This window comes from Weissella viridescens (assembly GCF_014789145.1).
Taxonomy (GTDB): Bacteria; Bacillota; Bacilli; order Lactobacillales; family Lactobacillaceae; genus Weissella; species Weissella viridescens.
Map to the genome: position 1 here is coordinate 1,433,828 of NZ_CP061835.1, position 17,550 is coordinate 1,451,377.

The 17,550-nt window shown below is 41.1% G+C and carries 14 protein-coding genes; 1 reads left to right on the plus strand and 13 read right to left on the minus strand.

Features of this window, described 5'->3' with window-relative positions:
• The 7 genes from alr to IE337_RS07155 all read right to left on the minus strand — a co-directional run bounded on the left by alr (nucleotide 1) and on the right by IE337_RS07155 (nucleotide 9,655).
• On the minus strand, nucleotides 1-1,494 hold the full coding sequence (gene alr / locus IE337_RS07125) for an alanine racemase (protein ID WP_191136294.1): 1,494 nt from the start codon (nucleotides 1,492-1,494) through the stop codon (nucleotides 1-3).
• Between the two features lie 125 nt (nucleotides 1,495-1,619).
• Nucleotides 1,620-3,209: a degradosome RNA helicase CshA gene (cshA, locus tag IE337_RS07130; protein ID WP_057746749.1), complete on the minus strand. Its 1,590-nt coding sequence runs from the start codon at nucleotides 3,207-3,209 to the stop codon at nucleotides 1,620-1,622.
• Nucleotides 3,210-3,450: 241 nt separating this feature from the next.
• Entirely contained in the window at nucleotides 3,451-4,716 is a 1,266-nt protein-coding gene (locus IE337_RS07135; protein ID WP_057746752.1) for a UDP-N-acetylglucosamine 1-carboxyvinyltransferase, read from the minus strand.
• 315 nt (nucleotides 4,717-5,031) lie between these two features.
• A complete protein-coding gene (locus IE337_RS07140) occupies nucleotides 5,032-6,645 on the minus strand; it encodes a CTP synthase (protein WP_191136295.1) in 1,614 nt (537 codons plus the stop codon).
• 152 nt (nucleotides 6,646-6,797) lie between these two features.
• The gene (gene rpoE, locus IE337_RS07145) at nucleotides 6,798-7,361 is read right to left on the minus strand and encodes a DNA-directed RNA polymerase subunit delta (protein WP_112468160.1); all 564 of its coding nucleotides are present in this window, start codon (nucleotides 7,359-7,361) and stop codon (nucleotides 6,798-6,800) included.
• Between the two features lie 93 nt (nucleotides 7,362-7,454).
• Nucleotides 7,455-8,267: a Cof-type HAD-IIB family hydrolase gene (locus IE337_RS07150; RefSeq protein WP_191136296.1), complete on the minus strand. Its 813-nt coding sequence runs from the start codon at nucleotides 8,265-8,267 to the stop codon at nucleotides 7,455-7,457.
• 47 nt (nucleotides 8,268-8,314) lie between these two features.
• Entirely contained in the window at nucleotides 8,315-9,655 is a 1,341-nt protein-coding gene (locus IE337_RS07155) for an HD domain-containing protein (protein WP_279287841.1), read from the minus strand.
• 95 nt (nucleotides 9,656-9,750) lie between these two features.
• Here IE337_RS07155 and IE337_RS07160 point away from each other — a divergent pair, with 95 nt between their 5' ends.
• Nucleotides 9,751-10,212, plus strand: coding sequence for a YwiB family protein (locus tag IE337_RS07160; protein WP_191136297.1), 462 nt, complete (start codon nucleotides 9,751-9,753; stop codon nucleotides 10,210-10,212).
• Nucleotides 10,213-10,506: 294 nt separating this feature from the next.
• Here the strand turns inward: IE337_RS07160 and IE337_RS07165 are convergent, their stop codons facing one another.
• The 6 genes from IE337_RS07165 to yycF form a co-directional block, all read right to left on the minus strand.
• Entirely contained in the window at nucleotides 10,507-11,694 is a 1,188-nt protein-coding gene (locus IE337_RS07165; protein WP_072152327.1) for a S1C family serine protease, read from the minus strand.
• 56 nt (nucleotides 11,695-11,750) lie between these two features.
• Nucleotides 11,751-12,551 (minus strand): MBL fold metallo-hydrolase, encoded by an 801-nt coding sequence (locus IE337_RS07170; RefSeq protein ID WP_191136298.1) that lies wholly within the window; start codon nucleotides 12,549-12,551, stop codon nucleotides 11,751-11,753.
• A gap of 28 nt (nucleotides 12,552-12,579) precedes the next feature.
• Nucleotides 12,580-13,428, minus strand: a complete 849-nt coding sequence (yycI, locus tag IE337_RS07175) for a two-component system regulatory protein YycI (protein WP_191136299.1) — start codon at nucleotides 13,426-13,428, stop codon at nucleotides 12,580-12,582.
• Nucleotides 13,425-14,759: a two-component system activity regulator YycH gene (gene yycH / locus IE337_RS07180; RefSeq protein WP_191136300.1), complete on the minus strand. Its 1,335-nt coding sequence runs from the start codon at nucleotides 14,757-14,759 to the stop codon at nucleotides 13,425-13,427. The genes yycI and yycH overlap by 4 nt, the downstream gene beginning before the upstream one ends.
• A complete protein-coding gene (gene walK / locus IE337_RS07185; RefSeq protein WP_191136301.1) occupies nucleotides 14,752-16,626 on the minus strand; it encodes a cell wall metabolism sensor histidine kinase WalK in 1,875 nt (624 codons plus the stop codon). Before walK ends, yycH begins: the two co-directional genes overlap by 8 nt.
• 85 nt (nucleotides 16,627-16,711) lie before the next feature.
• Complete coding sequence (yycF, locus tag IE337_RS07190; protein ID WP_191136302.1) at nucleotides 16,712-17,422, minus strand: response regulator YycF; 711 nt, start codon at nucleotides 17,420-17,422, stop codon at nucleotides 16,712-16,714.
• Nucleotides 17,423-17,550: the final 128 nt, after the last annotated feature.

Here is a 17,550-nt window from a genome sequence, read left to right on the forward strand (position 1 = left end):
CTAATCAACAATTTGGCGTGGCAACCGTGGTGCCATACTGGTCGCAATTTCATATGGAATGGTTTGCGCTTGTTGTGCCAAGTCATCTAACGTAATTTCACAATCACCGACTCGACCAAGCAAGGTCACTACCGTCCCAACCGGCAATGCCTCTGGCAAACGTACCATACACTGATCCATTGCAATTCGTCCGACAATTTCAATCTCGCGTCCATCTGATAGCAAAGCTGTCATCCCTTGCATCGAACGTGGATAACCATCAGCATAACCAATTGGCAAAGTTCCAATCCACTCATCAGTGCTCGTCGTATACGTTGCCCCATACGAAATACTATTTCCCGCTGGCACTTGTTTAACATAAACTAATTCTGCCTTTAGTTGCATCACTGGTCGTAAGTCGCGATTTGGCAAAGTCCCTTGTGAGGAATCAAAGCCGTACATCCCTGCACCAACTCGAATCATGTCATGGCTTGGTAATGCGTGCCACAAGGAAGTTCCTGAGTTCGCTAAATGACGCATGGTGGTTTCTGGAATAGCTTGGTCATCAATTAATTCATGCCACTTCGTCAACTGTTGGTCAAAATACGCCGTATTTGTTGTATCGGCAGTTGAAAAATGCGTCCAAATCGAATCGAAGATAATATTAGTATTCGCATTAATAAGTTGAATCACCTCAGTTAATTCTTTTCGATCTCGAATACCAATTCGTCCCATACCAGTGTCAACAGGTACGGAAACATGTAATTGTGCCCCTTGTGGCAGTAAGCGCAAGGCTTCTTTCAGCCAGGCAACACTACTAACAGGTACCGTCAACTGATTATCCACGATTTCCGCAACATACTGCACAGGCGTCAATCCCAAAACCATCACTGGCTCAGTTACCCCAAATTGACGTAACCAGATGCCTTCATCCATCACCGCAACCGCAAACTGGTCAACTTGGGCGGCCTGCATGATTGGTACAACCTGTTCTAGACCATGACCATATGCATTAGCTTTTACAACTGCACAAAATCGTTTGGTTCCTGTTAATTCACGAATATAGTCAATATTATGTTTTAGGGCTTCCCCTGAAATTTCAAGCCAAGCTGGTCGATGACGTGCGACCGGTAAAGCTGTTTGTGTATCTGACATTTTTTGCTCCAATATAACTAAACTATGTACTAAATCACCAGTATGCGAAATTGAAATATGTACGGATAATTGATCATGTTGGGGACCTTTCGTAACGATCGGTTCGCCATGCTCCCCAACTAAAACTTCAATATCTTGAAAGCCAACACCTTGGCTAATACCTGTACCTAAGGCTTTGCTATACGCTTCTTTAACTGAAAAGCGTCCCGCTAGAAACGCCGTCTGTCGTTTACCACGACGTTGATTATAAATTTCGCGTTCACGTTCAGTTAAGATAGCGTTCACGGTGCGTGGTGTGCGTTCAACCATTTTGGCAACGGCACTTATCGTTTGAATATCTGTCCCCGTACCAACAATCATACATCTTCCCCCTTATTTTTTACCATTATACGCTATTTTAGGGTCTGACAACTAGCCCCTCTATCGACAAAAAAAGAAGTAGCACAATAGCTAAAGCTATCATACTACTTCTTCCAATTTAAATATTAATCGTTGTTCTTAATTACGAAATCACGTGAACGGCGTGATTGTCCGCCACCGTTACCGTTTGAGCGGCGATCGCCACCATTTCCGTTACCACGACGTTCGCCACCATTTGAGCGACGACCATCACGGTCTCCTGAACGACGGTTTCCACCATCACGGCTTCCGCCACGAGAACCACCACGGTATCCACCGCGTGATCCGCCGCCACCGTTACCATTACGACGGTTTCCACCACGTGATCCGCCACCACCATTACCATAACGCTTACGTGGCAATGGACGCTCACGTGAAAGTGAGAATGGGGCATCCATATCAGTGATATCAGCAACTGAACCTAGCAAAGCTGCTGCCAAAGTCTTTGCATCATACTTTTCAGCCAATGCATCCACTTCGTTTTCAGCTAATTCTGGGTTAGCTTGCTTGATTAACTTATCAACCTTATCACTTGCTTGTGAAAGACGACCAGCAATGGCTTCTTCCTTTGTAGCAGGCTTTAATGGTTGCATACGCTTCTTAGTTAACTTTTCAATATCCTTCAAGTAATCCATTTCGGCACTTGTAACGAATGTAACTGAAGTACCTTCATGTCCGGCACGACCAGTACGACCGATACGGTGAACATAAGATTCAGAATCTTGTGGAATATCAAAGTTATATACGTAATCAACACCAGAAACGTCCAATCCACGCGCTGCAACATCAGTTGCAACAAGGATGCTGATTTCACCATTCTTGAATTGCTTCAAAACTTGTGAACGCTTTTGTTGTGTAAGATCACCGTGAATTCCGGCAGCATTATATCCGCGTAATTCAAGCCCACGTGTCAATTCATCAACACGACGCTTTGTACGACCGAACATAATCGCCAATTGTGGATTTTGAACATCCAAAATACGTGTTAATGTATCAAATTTTTCGTTTTCGCGAACCTTAACGTAGTATTGTTCAACTAAATCAGTTGTCAATTCCTTCGCTTCGATTTGTACGTGAACTGGATCCTTCATGAACTGAACACCAATCCGCTTGATTGCAGGTGGCATTGTTGCTGAGAAGAGCAAAGTCTGACGTTGGTCAGGCACTGCCTTAAGGATAGATTCAATATCTTCCAAGAATCCCATGTTCAACATTTCATCAGCTTCATCCAAAACCAGTGTCTTGACGTTAGACAAGTCAACGGTTCCACGCTTAATGTGATCAAGCAAACGTCCTGGTGTTCCAACAACGACTTGAGCGCCGTGCTTTAGACCATTAATTTGACGACGAATGTCGGCACCACCGAAAACGGCTTGTACACGAACATGCTTGTCACGTCCCAATTTGAAAATTTCATCTTGGGTTTGAATCGCCAACTCACGAGTTGGTGACACAATCAATGCTTGAGGCTTTGAGTTATTCTCATCAAGCATTTCAAGGATTGGCAAACCAAATGCTGCGGTTTTACCAGTTCCAGTTTGAGCTTGACCAATCACATCTTTACCTTCCAAAATTAATGGAATAGTCTTTTCTTGGATTGGGGTAGCTTCTTCATAGCCTTGTTTTGTAATGGCTGTTAACAGGTCTTCAGATAGACCTAATTCTGCAAACTTCAAAATATATCCTCCAGGGATGATAGCTTTGAACTATCACCATCTAATTGTCTCGTAGCCAATTGATCAATTACCCTGCTAAACACAATCCGGTGTCCGTACTGCGCCCGATAATCGGCAATTGGCTTTCTAAATGTAACTTGTCTATTCTATCCTGTTTTTAATTTTTTTTCAAGGGAAACATTATTTTAAATAAAAAACAACGTCACACTAAAGCTGTGACGTTGTCTGATTTATTTAAGATTTAGAAATCATCTTCGATTTGAATATCCGCATTTAGCATAGTCAACTTATGAACCAAGCGATCATAACCACGAAGGACGTGTTCGGCATTGGTAACTTCTGTCACACCATCGGCCATTAATCCGGCAATCATAAGCGCTGCCCCTGCACGAATTTCTTCGGCAGCAACAGTCGTCCCATGCAATTCACCACTCTTATGAACTGCAATTTCGCCATACGTATCAGCGTCAATATTCATTCCTAGTTTGTTCAACTCAGGTACGTGACGTGTACGTTCTGGATAGATTGTTTCATAAATCATGCTTGTTCCATCAATCATCCCCAACAAAGGTGTGATTGGTTGTTGCAAATCAGTCGCAAAACTTGGATATGGCGCAGTCTTAATATTGACCGGTGACAACTTACCTGTCTTTGGCACATAGATACTGTCTTCTCGGACATCCAGTTCCACACCCATTTCAAGCATCTTGGCAATAAACGCTTCCAAGTGTTCAGGAATCACGTTCTTAATCAAAACACCTTCACCTTGTGCAGCTGCTAGGGCCAAATAAGTTCCGGCTTCGATTCGGTCAGGAATAGCTGTGTGCGTTGTTTCTGAACCCAAGTGCTCAACACCAGTAATCCGGATTGTATCTGTTCCTGCACCACGAATATTAGCACCCATGTTGTTCAAGAACGTTGCCAAATCAATGATTTCTGGTTCCTTGGCAGCATTTTCAAGCGTTGTTACACCTTGAGCATGTACCGCAGCTAAGATAATATTCATTGTGGCTCCAACTGAAACCATATCCAAAAAGATATGTGCACCCTTCAAACCATTTTCAGCAACAATATGAATCGTGTCGTTTTCCTCAGATACGGTCGCACCTAAGGCTTCAAACCCTTTAATATGTTGATCAATTGGACGTGGTCCAATGTTATCACCACCTGGGAAGGTTACAGTTGCACGCCCAAAACGGCCAAGCAAAGAACCCATAAAGTAATATGAGGCACGTAAGCTCTTAATTGCAGTTGATGGTAAATCAGCCTCCACAATTTGTGTTGGGTCAATCATCAACTTACCATCTTCAAAAGTTGAACTAACGTTCATTGATTCCAAAATTAATTGTAAGTTGTAAACGTCTAAAATATCAGGCATTCCATCAAAATGAACGGGGTCTTCTGAAAGAATAGCTGCCGGAATTAACGCAACGGTTGAATTCTTTGCGCCTCCAATTGTCACTTCACCACTAAGTGGACGCCCACCATGAATGACTAATTTCTTCATATTATTTCTCCTTGTTTGCAAAGTTAAATATCTTTGCATTACACTTTGGTATCGCCTTAGCTCCGACTATCGCCGGGCTAATCCCACTATCAGGAATCTGAATTCATGATAGCGGTCCTGCGTTCGCTTCTTAAAACGAATTTTTACTCTTTATAGTTTAACGCATATCCTGCAATTGTAACACCATTTTAGTCAGGCTTAAACATCTCATAAACAATCAACGCAATCATACTATGTATAATAAAAAGTCGGCCATACATACTGTAGGTCGGCTTTTATTTAAATTTTAAACTTATGTGTTGTCATCCAACCGCTTTAGTTGTTCGCCTCATGGTGCTTTAAAGCAGCACTTACAAAGCCTGTGTAAAGTGGTTCTGAATGATTTGGACGTGATTGGAATTCAGGGTGAGCTTGGTCAGCCATGAAGAAATCATTTTCAGGTAGTTCAATAATTTCCATCAAGCTATTGTCAGGTGATACTCCTGAGAAGACCATTCCAGCATCTTCAAATTGCTTACGGTAATCCGTATTGAATTCATAACGGTGACGATGACGTTGTTGAATCTCATCTTTACCATACAATTCATGCGCTTGGCTACCTGGCTTCAACTCATTCGTATACAAACCAAGACGTTGTGTTCCACCAATATTTGTCACTTCTTGTTGATCATTCATCAAGGCAATGATTGGTGCTGATGTTTCAGGATCCAATTCAATTGAGTTGGCATCTTCGTATCCCAAAACGTGACGAGCAAATTCAACACTGGCCATTTGCATTCCAAGACATACACCTAAGAATGGCACATTGTTTTCACGAGCATATTGGATAGCCGCAATCTTTCCTTCAGTTCCACGTTGACCAAAGCCACCAGGAACCATGATTCCATCAGCATATCCAACCATTTCCGCAACGTTATCCTCAGTGATAAGTTCAGAATTAATTGGTGTAATTTCAACTTCAGCATCAACAGCATATCCACCAGCACGCAATGCTTCGTTAACTGAAATGTATGCGTCTTGCAAATCAGCATACTTACCAATCAAAGCAATCTTAACGGTCTTTGACAAGTGCTTAATACGCTCAATCATGTTAGTCCAGTCAGTCATATCAGCTTCAGGTGCTTCAAGACCAAACTTATTCAAGACAACATCATCCATTCCTTGTGCTTGCATGTTCAAAGCGACTTCATACAAAACGTCAACATCAAGGGATTCGATAACGGCCTTAGGATCTACATCCGTAAAGAGCGCCAACTTATTACGCATTTCATCTGTAATTGGTTGTTCAGTTCGAACAACCAACATATCAGGTTGAATGCCCAATGAACGCAATTCTGAAACAGAATGTTGCGTTGGCTTAGTTTTCATTTCACCTGCGGCACGTAGATATGGAATCAATGACGTGTGGATATAGAAGACATTTTCTTCACCAACTTCACGCTTCATTTGGCGCAAAGCTTCAATAAATGGCAATGATTCGATATCTCCAACGGTTCCACCAACTTCTGTGATAACAATATCAGCATCAGTTGTTTCACCAGCACGCATCATCTTTTCTTTAAGCATGTTTGTGATATGTGGAATAACTTGTACAGTAGCACCGTCATAGTCTCCACGACGTTCCTTAGCCAAAACTTCTGAATAAATACGACCTGAAGTAATATTTGAGTATTTGTTTAAGTTAATATCAATAAAGCGTTCGTAGTGTCCCAAATCCAAGTCTGTTTCCAAACCATCGTCAGTCACGAAAGTTTCACCGTGTTGATAAGGTGACATAGTCCCCGGATCAATATTGATATACGGATCAAACTTTTGAACCGCAATCTTAAATCCGCGGTTCTTTAATAAGCGGCCCAATGATGCTGCGACAATTCCTTTACCCAATGATGAAACCACACCACCAGTAACAAAAATGTATTTCGTTGCCATAAATAATATCCTCCAGGTCATTTAAAAAATAAAAAGCTCCCAATGCTAAATTTAGCTTGGGAGCTATCATATACGTTCGATAAGTCCTATGTTTCAAAAAACATAAGAGCCCGGAACTTAATAATACAGAATTATTGAACAGCTGTCAATAATTATTCTGCATCACCTGAACCGTAATCATCATCGACAGGCTTAATGCCGCCAATTTCATCACCGATACCACTTGATACTTCATCGATTTCTTCTTCAGCATCGTCATCGTCGTCGGCATCTTCAGCATCTTCAGCCGTTTCGGCTGCTGCTTCACCAAAATCATCATCTTCAGGATCATCGTCATTGTAGTCAATCACATCATCGTCATCATCTACATCTGCCAAGAAGGCGTTAATCTTCTTACGCTTCTTCTTTGGCTTGTTTTCCTTTTCTTCTTCAAGATCCAAGTGAACCGCTTCATCAATAGAATCAATTGGGTACCATGAACGAAGTCCCCACATGTTATCTCCCAATGAGATAAATGATCCATCAATATTTAAGTCCGTATAAAACTGAGCTAAGCGCGCACGAATTTCTTCGTCCGACTTACCTGTAAATGTTTGAACCTCATTCAATAAATCAGAAAACGCCATGGTTTCATGACGGTCAGACAAAATCGCACGAGCTACCTCAATCATTGAGAGCTCTGATCGGTTTTGGCCATCAAATTGTGTTATTGCCAAATCACGCACGTCCTTTCACAGTCTTATTTATTTGCTAATTTTACAATACTTAACGGTGATGAGCAACTCATTTTGCTCAAAAACACTAACTTATTAATTATCTAACACATACTTGTCGATTGCAACCCCAACCCCATCTTCATCTTGGGTGGTTGTGACTGCATCGGCAATTTGTTTCAATTCAGGAATACCATTTCCCATTGAAACACCGAAACCAGCGACTTCAACCATTGACATATCGTTTTGTTGATCACCAATAGCCATCGTCTCATCCATGCTAATACCAAGGTGCTTGGCCAATGTTGTTAATCCATTTCCCTTGCTAGCTTCTTTATTAATGACTTCCAAGAAGTATTGATCAGAACGAACGACCGTATAGTTATCTGTAATGTCAGCTGGCAACTTCTTTTGCACTGCATCAATTTCATCTGATTCAGCAATAACCATTACCTTAACATACTCACCATCGGCTGGCATTTCAGTTAGTTCACGGACCTTAATTGGCATCCCCATAAAGTAACTTTCACGACTAGCCATTGGGTTAATGTCGTGTGCAGTCGTATAAATATCTTCGAGCATTTCAGTTTGTACCAATACGCCCCATTCATTTCCTAACTCCGTCATACGAGCGTAAGCGGGATAGCCAACTTCTTGAGCGGCAATCAACTTACCTGATGTCGTTTCAACAACACTTCCATTATATGAAATGACATATTGATCATCCATATCATCTAGGCCAAGTGTCTTCAAATAAGATTTAACCCCCATAATAGGGCGTCCGGTTGTTAGAACAATTTTAACGCCAGTTGCGCTAGCTTTTTGTACGGATTCTTTAACATGTTCCGTAATTTCTTTTTTTGTATTTACTAAAGTATCGTCGATATCAATTGCGATTAGTTTAATCATAGTGCCTCCTCTACACATTACGTGTCCCTGTCTCTATTCTATATTATCTACTTTGGTTCAATCAACTGCCCATTCTCAATATACTGCTGAAAATCGGCGTAAACCGGGGCCATCATGTCCTCTACAGGATGTTCTTGCAACATTTCACTCGGAAAGAAGAAACGTGCGTCACCAAAAACACGTCCTGTTAGCGCTTGAACTAGGGCGCTTTTTTGCGATAGCTCAATTAAATCGCCATTTTGCTGTCGAAGTTCAATCTGCGTCCGGGGCTTACGTGCCTTTGGATCATATGCATCGTATGGTAAATCAAAACTGTCGTTCTCAGCAGTATAATACTGTGTATCAAAGCCAGCCGTTTCAACAAGTTCCCGTAATTGCGGCAAAAGTGATCGCGTTTGCTCGTCAATCACAATTGATTTAAGGGGCACACGGTTCAAAAAACGCCGTGATAAATCAGCTAAAACACTATCATCACTGTTTCGCCATTCACTGATTGCTGCTAACATCACCGAGTCATCAATCATCAGGTATTCATCAAGCGTAATATCCCCTTCAAAGAGTGGCATCAACGCCTTGGGCATAAAGGCATTCGACAATCCACGCTCAGCATGATTTTCAAACACTGATTTTGCACGCTCCAATAAATGTTGTAACAAGACCTCCATTGCTCGTGAAACTGGATGGAAATACACCTGTACATACATTTGGTACCGCGAAACCACATAATCTTCAATCGCATTCATTCCCTTATCGGCAAAGGCAATCCCCCCTGCATAAGGATGAATGGTTTGGATAATCCGCGCTAAATCAAATTCACCATACGTGGCTCCAGTGAAGTAGGCATCTCGTAAAAGATAATCCATACGATCGGCATCAATTTGACTTGAAATCAACTGGACAACTTGTGGATTAGGATATGTTTTAGCGATGACTTGTGCGACCTTCTCTGGGAAATGCGGTGCTACTTGCTTAAGCACCGCATTAATTTGCGTGGTTGGCGATAAAATAATTTCTTGTGTGTACGCTTCGTGATCTGTATTGAAAATGTGCTCAAACGTATGAGAATATGCGCCATGCCCCAAATCGTGCAAAAGCGCCGCACATAGCAGCACTAATCGTTCCTCAGGATTCCACAAACCATCAGTGTTCGTTTGCGTTGGATAAAATTGTGCTAGATGTCGTTCAATTCTTCGCGCAATTTCATACACACCTAAAGAGTGCGAAAAACGCGAGTGTTCAGCCCCGTGGAATACTTCACTTGTCACGCCTAGCTGCTTTACCCGTCGTAACCGTTGAAACTCTGGTGTCGCAATCAAATCAAGAATCACTTGATCGTAGACATGAATTTCATTTAAGACAGGATCTCGCAACACTTTTTCTTTTCGCATAATCCGCTCCCCAAAATCATTGTTTATGATTATTATACCCTAGATTACCGTAATAACGGTATAATAGAATGATTAACCTATGTTGGAGGCGCATCATGCAAAATAAAACCACCCCTGTTCAATTGGACTTAACCAGTCAAATTGAACGTGAAACAGAAATCGAATCATATACCGTTCATGAAACGGCTGAATTTACACAAACTGAAAATGCACAGTATCTCCGTTATACGGAGACCCCTGAAGTAACACCCGAAGATGAAAACGACTCTGCATTACCACTAGAATCTAAGGTCGCCTTGAAACTTGAGTCGGATGGTTCAATCAAAATGCGCCGAACTGGCGTTTTAAACAGCCAGCTTCATTTTGATATGGATCGTACAACGACAACAAATTATCGGACACCTGCCGGTATTATTGTCCTTGATGTCATCACCGAACAAATCCAAGTCGAGCAGGATGCTGAAACAATGAGTGGTGCCATCCACATCGTTTATACATTAAATGAACAAGATACTAGCTTAGGTAATTATCAGATTGATATTCGTTACCATGCCTAAATAAAAAGTCGTTCCATCCTATTTATAGGACAGAACGACTTTTTTGATACAAAAAAACCACTACTGTAAGAGGGGGGAATACAGTAGTGGCCTAATGACTATTAACATAATCATTATCAGTTTGACACAATGGGGGCTGTGCCAAACTCACTTATTACTTTTGGGAGTAATGAGACCCGCTTTTAATAGCAGGTAAATCAAGTATACATGGATAGGCGATTTTTTTCATTACAAAAAAATTACATTTCGCCAGTTTTTCCAATTTATTTTCATTATCTAATATATTGAAACGTTTTACTGAGTCTTCGTTAAATGCACGGTCGTTGTCTGCATCTTACCGTCACGATAGTAAGATACTTGAACTTTATCCCCCACCTTATGCTGATATAACGCATCTCTTAATGAACTTGCATCCGTGACATTCGTCTTATCCAACTTTGTAATCACGTCATATTGCTTCAATCCTGCGGCAGCGGCAGCAGAACCATTTGAAACCTTCATAACCACGACCCCACTTGCATCAGCAGGTAATTTTAATGTGTCCTTTTGATCTTGCGCCGACACATTGTCCAAATCAACTAATGAAATCCCTAGACTTGGTCGAGTTACCTTACCATTCTGCTCTAACTCAGAGATGACCTTGGTCACGGTGTTTGCTGGAATGGCAAAGCCCATCCCTTCAACTGATGTGCCGTCGCCCGAACCAGACAGCTTCATCGAATTAATACCAACAACCTGTCCTGCTAAATTAATCAATGGCCCACCAGAATTACCTGGATTGATGGCAGCATCCGTTTGAATAACCGTCGCTTTTCCTAGTGACTTACCATCCTCATTTTCAGCGGAAATTTCACGCTTAGGTGCTGAAATAATTCCTTCAGTCACCGAAGTAGCATATTCAGATCCCAAGGGAGACCCGATGGCTAAAGCAGTTTGACCAGGTTCCAATTGGCTTGAATCGGCGAAACTAGCAACTTCCTTCACATCACTTGCATCGATTTTCAAGACCGCCAAATCAGTCATTTCATCAGTACCAACTAATTTTGCTGAGACTTTTGTGCCATCACTCATCAAAATTTGTAATTTTTTGGCACCTGAAACAACGTGGTTATTTGTCACAATATAGGCTTCATTGCCTGACTTCTTGTAAATAACCCCAGAACCTTCAGAGGCCGTCTTATCACTACTTTTACCACTATCATCATCAGCAACCCCAAATAGATCACTCACTGAACGTCCTTGGGATTGAATATTCAATACCGAAACAACAGCGCCAGACACTTTATTGAATGCTTTGGTGGCTGAGGCTTCTCCTTTTACTTTTGAATCCTCAACTTTCACATTACTTGTTTGCTGTACTTGTTGATTATTATTCGCAAAGAACGCAACGGTTCCAGCTGAAATCCCACCACCAACTAATCCAGCTACAAGCGCAGTAATTAGAACCTTCTTACTTCCAGTTGTATGTCGATTTTCAACCATGGGTTTCTCCTTCTCATCTTGATAGGCATATTATAGCAGGCTAACTTTGATAAAATTTAAATACTCTGTAACTTTGTTGCGGTTAGCGGATTAGTATCATGTAAGAAAAAATCATGATCCACACCCAAATCGTGCGCTTGCAGCACATCACTAACCGTTAAATGTGCCAACGCTTTCTCATTATTCTCAGGACTCAAGTGACCTAAATAGACATTTTTGGTTTTTTCACCAATCACATCAGCAATCGCTAACCCGCCATCTTCATTGGATAGGTGACCTTTATCACCTAAAATGCGCTGCTTCAATGGCCAAGCATAGCTTCCCATGCGCAACATATCATAGTCATGATTTGCTTCCATCAAAATCGTGTCAGCATTTGCTAGCATGCTGCGACTACGGTCATTCATATATCCCGTATCCGTTAACATGGCAAATGTTTTATTGTCATGATGAAAAGCATAAAATTGTGGATCCACTGCATCATGTGATACAGCAAAACTTTCAACGTCCAAATCTCCCATCAATTTAGTTTGATTGGGTTCAAAGACATGAATTTGATCCGGTTTGACTTTACCGATTTTACTGGCCATGGCCGTCCATGTTTGCTCATTTGCGTAAACATCCATACCGTATTTACGCGCCAAAACACCCACACCTGCAATATGATCTGAATGTTCGTGTGTCACAAAAATGGCATCAACATCCGCAAGCGAACGATTAATTTGTCCCATTAAATCAGCAATCTTTTTTCCTGATAAACCGGCGTCCACTAACACTTTGTGTTCCGGCGTCTCAATATAGGTGGTATTACCTGAACTACTTGAGGCGAGCATAGAAACTTTGAAATCACTTGCCATAATGCCTCTCTTTTCTATCTGTCATTTTTTAATGGATTAACGTTCCATTAATCGCATTAATTGAAATAATACTTGTATCGCCTGCATTATCCTTAATCACAATCGACCAAACTGGACTAAATATCGTATCACCACGCACTACAGTCATTAAACGATAACTCAATCGGCAAGCCATAATCCGGCTATTATTTGGAATTGCATTATATTGATAAGCATTCACGACTGCGTCTTGTTCCGTGATCAATGTTGAAATGTCCCGCAATTTTTCAACATTTGAAATATGCGTTTGCGTGTAGTTCTTAACATTGAAATCACGGTCTAAATTCACTTGGATACGTCCGCGTTGTGTTGAAAACAGAGGCGTACCACTCAGCGACTCCGCTTTTTGACTAAAAACGATTGTATAACCGTTCGATGACTTATTCTCACTCTCAGAACTAGTTGTTCGACCACCCGTTCCATATTGCGTCAAAAAGGCATCGTAAAGATAATCCTGACCACTCACAACTTGCTTGCTATCCGCCAGCATCTTTTGTGCATTATGAATAGCATCCTGCCGCGACTTACCCAAATTCATGGTTGTCTTAGGCGTCATAACCAAAGAATTTCCCGATTGATTAATATCATAACGCCCAGATAATTTCTTTCGCACAATTCCACTATTTTTATCGTCATCTCCAGATAAATAGGCGCCCGAAACGGGTCTGTTATTTAATTTACCGTATTCAATGCCATCCATCTTCATTTCTTGTTGTACACTACGATTCGAACCAGGATTTGTTAGTGGTTGGCTAACCTCAAACCATTGAAACAACAGTACTGCATCTAAAATCAAAAATGTATACAAAAATGCCCATAAAAGCTTTCTTAGGTTCATGATGGTTCACCTGCTTCCACCGTCGTTCCCTGCTTATTGATAGGTTCCCAATTCCCGTTAACCTTCATAAACCATTTTGGAACTAGTCGGACAAACTCAGAGTTCGAATCAACAACCCAATCATAACCAACTCGGAGCTCCTCAATATCATCTGTTGGCACCCCGGTTGCTTTAGCTTGTTGCAGCGCCACTGTTTCCTTTGGTAACGTGACGTTCACATCATTATGCCGTGGCAGTGGTACTTGAATGGAATATTTTGAAAACTTAACTTGTGTTTGTTCATCACCCTTAAAATCAACCTCGATACTACTTGAACGATTGGCATTAAAAATAGGCAATCCATCTGAGTACAAGCGATAATTAATCTTTTGAGCATTTTGACTTTGTTCAAAATAATACAGATTTTCCGGAACAGAAGTACGTGTCGTCAACCAAGCATAACCACTTTTAAAGCGATTATTCATCGTATTAACCTTTTGTTTATCACTAAGGGCATTCAACGTGAGTTCTCCGGTTTTCTCATCCGAAATTAACTGATGATCTGATCCTTCACTATAAACTGTTTCTGACCCACGCTTCGTCACTTTAGGCGCAGAACCATTTTGGCTAAATGCTTTTTTCGTGATAACACTCACTTTATTTTCATCCAATAAAAAGCTTCGTTCCCTCAAATTTACATCTGAATTCACTAACACTTGAATTTGCTTATTTTTCCAGAAAAGGTTCACATTAATCTTGTTATTGCCCCAGTTAACTTTAATCGGCTTCACGTTCGCTCCAATCTGAGACTCATAAATTTGATGGCGTTTATCATCAGCAAAAAGAATCTCACCTTTGGCGTTTAGTGGAATTAGAATCCGATTAATATGCGCTTTAGAAGTTAGCCCGGTCTTACTTTCAAAATCGCGATCAACAATGTCCCCAGTAACAACATCAGGATACGCTAACATGACGTAATTTGGTTGCTTAAGTTTTTTAAGGTAGTCCTTTTCAGAGTAAACTTTACGTCGCGCTTCATAAAGTGGCCACGCATAGACTTTTTCCGAAATTTCATTCGTTGAACCCCGGTAATTCACAATCAGCTTTTGATCATCTTTTGTATTTAAAATAACTTTATCAGTATCATACAAGGCTTGGATTGGCTTATTGCCAACTAGCGTTTTAGCACTCTCTTGTTTGTCCTGAAGACTATCAACCCGGCCCGGATTACTAACGTTATACCATAAGCTCAGTGACAATATAATACTAATAATAATCAGTGCCGTCACAACCATGCCAAGTCCAAAGCGGTGAAAGAAAACTTTAAAACGTAACCATTCTTTTCTAATCATCCCACACATCCTCATCATCTAATTCGTATGGTTCATATGGAAGGGCAATGAAGAAGGTTGATCCTTGTCCTTCTACCGATTCAACCCAAATGCGACCGTCAAAACGCTCCACAATTTCCTTAGAAATCGCAAGTCCCAAACCGGAACCACCTTGTGCTCTTGAACGTGCCTTATCCACACGGAAGAAACGATCAAAGACGTGGTTTACATCGGCGGCTGGAATTCCCAAACCTTGATCGGAAATACTCAAAACCACCTCTGTTTGCTTATCATCCAGACGCGCCGTAATGACACCACCATCTGGTGAATACTTAATCGCATTATTCATCAGATTATCAATGACTTGCGTAAACTTCGACGTATCTAGTTCTACCCAAATTTGACTCTGTGGAATTTCTCGGCGGATTGTATAGCGCTTTTTCGGTTCATCATCATTGGCAATAATCATGTCGAAACGATCCAAAATATAATTGAACAATTCGGCAATATTAACATATTCACTTTCAATCGCCATCGTGCCAGAATCCATGCGTGACAATTCCAATAGGTCATTAATCATACTAATCATGCGAGACGTTTCGTCCTGAATTACATTTAGGAAATTGCGTGCCAATTCTGGCTCGTCAATCGCGCCATCTTGTAAGGCATCAGCGTATGACTTAACAGAGGTTAATGGTGTTCGCAACTCATGCGAAACGTTTGACACGAACTGGCGACGCTCTGCATCGATACGATATTGTTCTGTAACGTCATGCAACACCACAACAATTCCCGAGACGAATCCGGATGAACGTTGAATCAAACTGAAGTATGCTTGCAAAAACAATTCGTGATCAGGCGTACTGAAATCCAAAAAGAGTTCTTGTGATCCTTCTAATAGATCACGTAACGTCTGTTGGCCACTAATATGTAAAACATCTAAGATTGATTTACCAATCGTGCTGTCCCCATCAGTTAAATCCAAATCACGTACAGCTGTTGAATTAATCATATTAATGTTACCACGTCGATCTGTCGCAATAACACCATCCGTCATATACTCCAACACTGAATCTAAACGTCGCTTTTCAAAATCAATCGAATTTGTTGTCTCTTCAATTCGTAATGCTAGAATATTAACGTTTTCTGCCAATTGACCAATTTCATCATTAGACTGGACTCGAATTTCACCCGTATAATCACCTTGCGCAATCCGGAGGGTTCGATCATTAATTGCCGTAATCGGCTTAGCTAAACTTTGCGAAATGATAATCGACATGATTACCCCTAACAAAATCGCCAAAAAGGCCGCAGAAAAGAAAATCAACGAAATATTATTCAAACTTTTGTATGTTGGCTCTAAATTCGCCCGAACAACAACGACGCCGACAATATGGTTATCTGTTGACCGCGCGTTCACGAGTGGTCGAATCACGACTTGATAACGCTTGTCATCACTTTCTTCAATTGGGCTTTTGTTAAACTTTGCACCTGAAAGCGCTGCTTTAACATTAGGATCGGTCGTTTTACGGTTAATACTATCTTGACCACTCACATCATTCGTTCCACGCACAATTCCATTTGCATCAACGACCGAAATTTCACTAATGGCTGGGTTGTTAATTGAATTGAGCACCTTATAAATTTCGGCATTAACATGATCGTAATCATCAGAACTAACCAATTGCTCTGTTAGTGTATCTGTTGCGTACGGCTTAAGCGTGATTTGGTTCTTAACTGAATCCAAACTTTCACGTTCAAGTTGCTTCACGAAAAACGCACCAACAACCTCCAGCGTCACCAATAAAGTCAGCGTAAAAACCAAAGCCACTTTAAAATGAATTGACGAAAAGGCACTCCGTAATTTATGTTTTTTTTGTCGTCTCATACATCTGGCTTCCTTTTCTAAATTCCAAAAAAATAGCAAGTACCCTGTATTTTACACAAAGCACCCGCTACACATTATCTACTCTTTATGATTGGGCTTCTTCAGCTGGCTTCAAATAGTAACCAACACCACGACGCGTCATCAAGATTTGTGGATGACTTGGTGTCTCTTCAATCTTTTCACGAATTCGTCGAACCGTTACATCGACTGTACGTACATCACCAAAGTAATCATAACCCCAAACTGTCTGTAAGAGATCATCACGTGTCATAACTTGCCCAATATGCTTTGCCAAATGATAAAGTAGTTCGAATTCACGATGTGTTAATTCGATATCTTCTCCATCTTTAGAAACCATGTATGCATCCGGATGGATGACTAGCGGTCCAATTTTAATATCACTGCTGTCACTTTCATCTACAGTCGTATTAGTTGGCGCTTGGCGACGCAGATTTGCTTTAACACGTGCCAAAAGCTCACGATTAGAAAAAGGCTTTGTGACATAATCATCAGCACCCATCTCAAGGCCTAGCACCTTATCAATTTCTGAATCTTTGGCTGTCACCATGATGACTGGCGTCTGTGACTTCGTCCGAATTTGACGTAGGACTTCAGTCCCTTCAACTTCAGGCAACATTTGGTCAAGCAAAACTAAATCTGGTTCTTCCTCGTCAAACTTATCCAATGCCTCTTGGCCATCCATGGCCGTTACGACATCGTACCCATCCTTAGTCAAATTGAACTTGATAATATCTGAGATTGGCTTTTCATCATCTACTACTAAAATTTTTGTCATTTTTAATTCCCCCCTGTAAGGTGGTTTCATTGTGTTCGTGAATCCTTTTATTCCTTGCACAAATTCACATATCACTTAAGTACTAGTTTAACAAATATCACACCATTTTGCCACTCTCGCAACACCAT

What these genes read in the sequence shown, in the direction of transcription:
- alr (WP_191136294.1), bottom strand. Translation starts at nt 1,494, where the DNA reads ATGATTGTTGGTACGGGGACAGATATTCAAACGATAAGTGCCGTTGCC.
- IE337_RS07135 (WP_057746752.1), bottom strand. Translation starts at nt 4,716, where the DNA reads ATGAAGAAATTAGTCATTCATGGTGGGCGTCCACTTAGTGGTGAAGTG.
- IE337_RS07140 (WP_191136295.1), bottom strand. Translation starts at nt 6,645, where the DNA reads ATGGCAACGAAATACATTTTTGTTACTGGTGGTGTGGTTTCATCATTG.
- IE337_RS07150 (WP_191136296.1), bottom strand. Translation starts at nt 8,267, where the DNA reads ATGATTAAACTAATCGCAATTGATATCGACGATACTTTAGTAAATACA.
- IE337_RS07155 (WP_279287841.1), bottom strand. Translation starts at nt 9,655, where the DNA reads ATGCGAAAAGAAAAAGTGTTGCGAGATCCTGTCTTAAATGAAATTCAT.
- IE337_RS07160 (WP_191136297.1), top strand. Translation starts at nt 9,751, where the DNA reads ATGCAAAATAAAACCACCCCTGTTCAATTGGACTTAACCAGTCAAATT.
- IE337_RS07165 (WP_072152327.1), bottom strand. Translation starts at nt 11,694, where the DNA reads ATGGTTGAAAATCGACATACAACTGGAAGTAAGAAGGTTCTAATTACT.
- IE337_RS07170 (WP_191136298.1), bottom strand. Translation starts at nt 12,551, where the DNA reads ATGGCAAGTGATTTCAAAGTTTCTATGCTCGCCTCAAGTAGTTCAGGT.
- yycI (WP_191136299.1), bottom strand. Translation starts at nt 13,428, where the DNA reads ATGAACCTAAGAAAGCTTTTATGGGCATTTTTGTATACATTTTTGATT.
- yycH (WP_191136300.1), bottom strand. Translation starts at nt 14,759, where the DNA reads ATGATTAGAAAAGAATGGTTACGTTTTAAAGTTTTCTTTCACCGCTTT.
- walK (WP_191136301.1), bottom strand. Translation starts at nt 16,626, where the DNA reads ATGAGACGACAAAAAAAACATAAATTACGGAGTGCCTTTTCGTCAATT.
- yycF (WP_191136302.1), bottom strand. Translation starts at nt 17,422, where the DNA reads ATGACAAAAATTTTAGTAGTAGATGATGAAAAGCCAATCTCAGATATT.